Source organism: Duganella sp. CF458 (assembly GCF_900113115.1).
Lineage (GTDB): Bacteria > Pseudomonadota > Gammaproteobacteria > Burkholderiales > Burkholderiaceae_D > Rugamonas.
The window spans coordinates 1-2,386 of the sequence record NZ_FOOF01000049.1 but is presented as its reverse complement, the minus strand read 5'-3'; the positions used below and the strand labels follow the sequence as shown (position 1 = coordinate 2,386).

Below are 2,386 nucleotides of genomic sequence, written 5' to 3'. Positions count from 1 at the left end.
CTACCACTCTAGGCAGCATCACTAAGACTGCGTAGAGTTCGGGAATGGCAGCAACAAATCGATCTGGCTGTTGGGGCACGTCGGGAGACGTTCCAATACGCTGGCCAGCCAATGCAGCGGATCGAGGCCATTGAGCTTGGCAGTACCCATCAAAGTCTGGATGGCGGCAGCGCGCCGGCCGGCGCGCTCCGATCCGGCAAAGAGCCAGTTCTTCTTGCCAATGGCGATCGGGCGGATCGCATTCTCGACGGCGTTGTTGTCGATCGGGAAGGTGCCCGAGTCGGCGTAGCGTACCAGTGCTGGCCAGCGCTTGAGTGCATGCTCGATGGCGTTGCGAGTGCCACTGCCCGGCGCTACCGCCGGCTGCATCGCCAGTAGCCAGGCATGCAGTTCAGCCAGTGCAGGCAGGGCCTGCGACCGGCGAAGCTGCAGCCGTTCCTCGGGCGTCAAGCTGGCAGCCTGCCGTTCGATGGCGTACAAGGCACCGATGCGCTGCAGCGCTTCGGCTGCCACCGGGCTGCCGTTGGCGGAGTGCAGTTCGAAAAATTTCCTACGCACGTGCGCCAGGCACGCGAGCTCGGTCACGCCATCGGAAAATAGCGCCTTATAGCCGGCATAGTCGTCGACCATGAGGTGGCCGCGCCATCCCTCCAGGAAAGCGCGTGCATGGGCGCCAGCGCGCCCGGTCTGGTAATCGAACACGATGATGGGTGGCCCCTCATCGAGGCTGTTGGAGCGATAAGCCCACAAGTAGGCTTGGCGCGTTTTCCCTTGGCCGGGATCGAGTTGGCGCACTGGCGTTTCATCGGCATGAAGGCACGGGCGCTGCCGCAACAACTGCGCCAGCCGGTCGCACAGCGGCTGCAACGCCACGCCGACCTTGCCAAGCCATTCCGCCAGCGTGGAACGCGCCAAGGTTACACCCTGGCGGGAGGCGATCTGTTCCAGCCGGTACAGCGGCAAGTGATCGGCGTATTTGCTGACCGCAACCCACGCCAGAAGGCCCGGCGCTGCCATGCCGCCGTCGATCACCGCTGGTGGGACTGGCGCTGCCGTCACTGTTTCGCAGCCACGGCACGCGTATTGCGGGCGGATATGGCGATGTACGAAGAAGCGCGCCGGCTCAACGTCCAGCTGCTCGCTGACGTCCTCGCCGATCTTGAGCAGGTCGCGGCCGCATGCTTCGCACTGGCAGGACGATGGCTCATGGCGGTGCTCGATGCGCGGCAGTTCAGGCGGCAGAGGCTGGCGGCCGGCACGGCTGCGCGGCTTAGCTTCGCGCTTGCCTTGCAGCTCCTCCAGCTCCGCCTCCAGCGCCGCCAGGTCGGTGGCCATGGTTTCGCCGAACAATTCCAGCTGATCGCCGCTATACGCTTCACTGGCCTTGCCGAACTTGATGCGTTTCATGTGCGCCAATTCCAGCGTCAACGCCTGAATCTTGAAGTCCTTGGACTTTCCCGCTGCAGCCATTTCGTCCTGCTGCACACGCAAGGACTGCAGCTGCTCGTCTTGCGCGGTAAGCAGCGCTGCATTCGCAGCGATCTGCTCATCCTTCTTGGCCAGCATAGCCTGCAACTGCGCAAGCAGCGCAGGGTCAGCATTCGTAAGGGCCAGTTGTTCGAGCAAGTCCATAGCGTGATGTTAACAGAACGCCACTTTGGTTAACAGAGCCTGCTCATAATTTCCATGCCGCTGGCGGCGGCGCCGATAAGCGTTGCCAGTCCACGCCTGCTACCAGCCACTGCCATTGCTCGCCACTGAGTTCCCAGGTGCTGTCGCCAGCCTGCGGCCAGACAAACTGGCCGCGATGCAGGCGGCGCACGCACATCCACACGCCATTGCCGTCCCAGCACACGACCTTCAGGCGAGTGTGGCGCCGGTTGCTGAACACGTAGGCCGTGCCATCGCATGGTGGGCGGCCCAGCGCCTGCTGCACATGCAGTGACAGGCGATCGACCCCGGCGCGAATGTCTACTGGCTGAGTTGCAAGCCAAACTGTCGTTGCTTGCAGCTGCATTACAGACCGCGCAGCAGATCGGCCACCCAAGCTGCCGAAGCTCCAGCGGAAATCTCAATGGACCAGTTGTGCGGGCCGCGCAAGATCTACGCCGGTGCATTGGCTTCCGCCTTAATCACGACGGGCACCAAGGCTGCTGCCGCTGGCTCGCTGCGACTCAAACGCCGAACCCAGTAGCCGACTTGGCGGATTGGGAAGCCGTGCTTCTGCGCAAAGGCTCGCTGCGACATGCCACTCTCACGCCATTGCGCAATGCGCTCCAACCACAACTGCTCTCGTTCCTGATTTGCCATCCGGTTCTCCAAAGTGAAAACCGAAGTTTGACCAGGCCTTGCCAACTTTCATATGTGGTCGCGCTGGACGCTTACC

General features: G+C 62.7%; 2 protein-coding genes. Both read right to left on the bottom strand.

Annotation, left to right across the window (positions count from 1 at the left end):
• Nucleotides 1-21 precede the first annotated feature (21 nt).
• Nucleotides 22-1,632 (bottom strand): IS66 family transposase, encoded by a 1,611-nt coding sequence (locus BM269_RS28870; RefSeq protein WP_090446041.1) that lies wholly within the window; start codon nt 1,630-1,632, stop codon nt 22-24.
• Between the two features lie 43 nt (nt 1,633-1,675).
• Nucleotides 1,676-2,017: an IS66 family insertion sequence element accessory protein TnpB gene (tnpB, locus tag BM269_RS28865; RefSeq protein WP_090446038.1), complete on the bottom strand. Its 342-nt coding sequence runs from the start codon at nt 2,015-2,017 to the stop codon at nt 1,676-1,678.
• Between the last annotated feature and the right edge of the window lie 369 nt (nt 2,018-2,386).

What these genes read in the sequence shown, in the direction of transcription:
- tnpB (WP_090446038.1), bottom strand. Translation starts at nt 2,017, where the DNA reads ATGCAGCTGCAAGCAACGACAGTTTGGCTTGCAACTCAGCCAGTAGAC.
- BM269_RS28870 (WP_090446041.1), bottom strand. Translation starts at nt 1,632, where the DNA reads ATGGACTTGCTCGAACAACTGGCCCTTACGAATGCTGACCCTGCGCTG.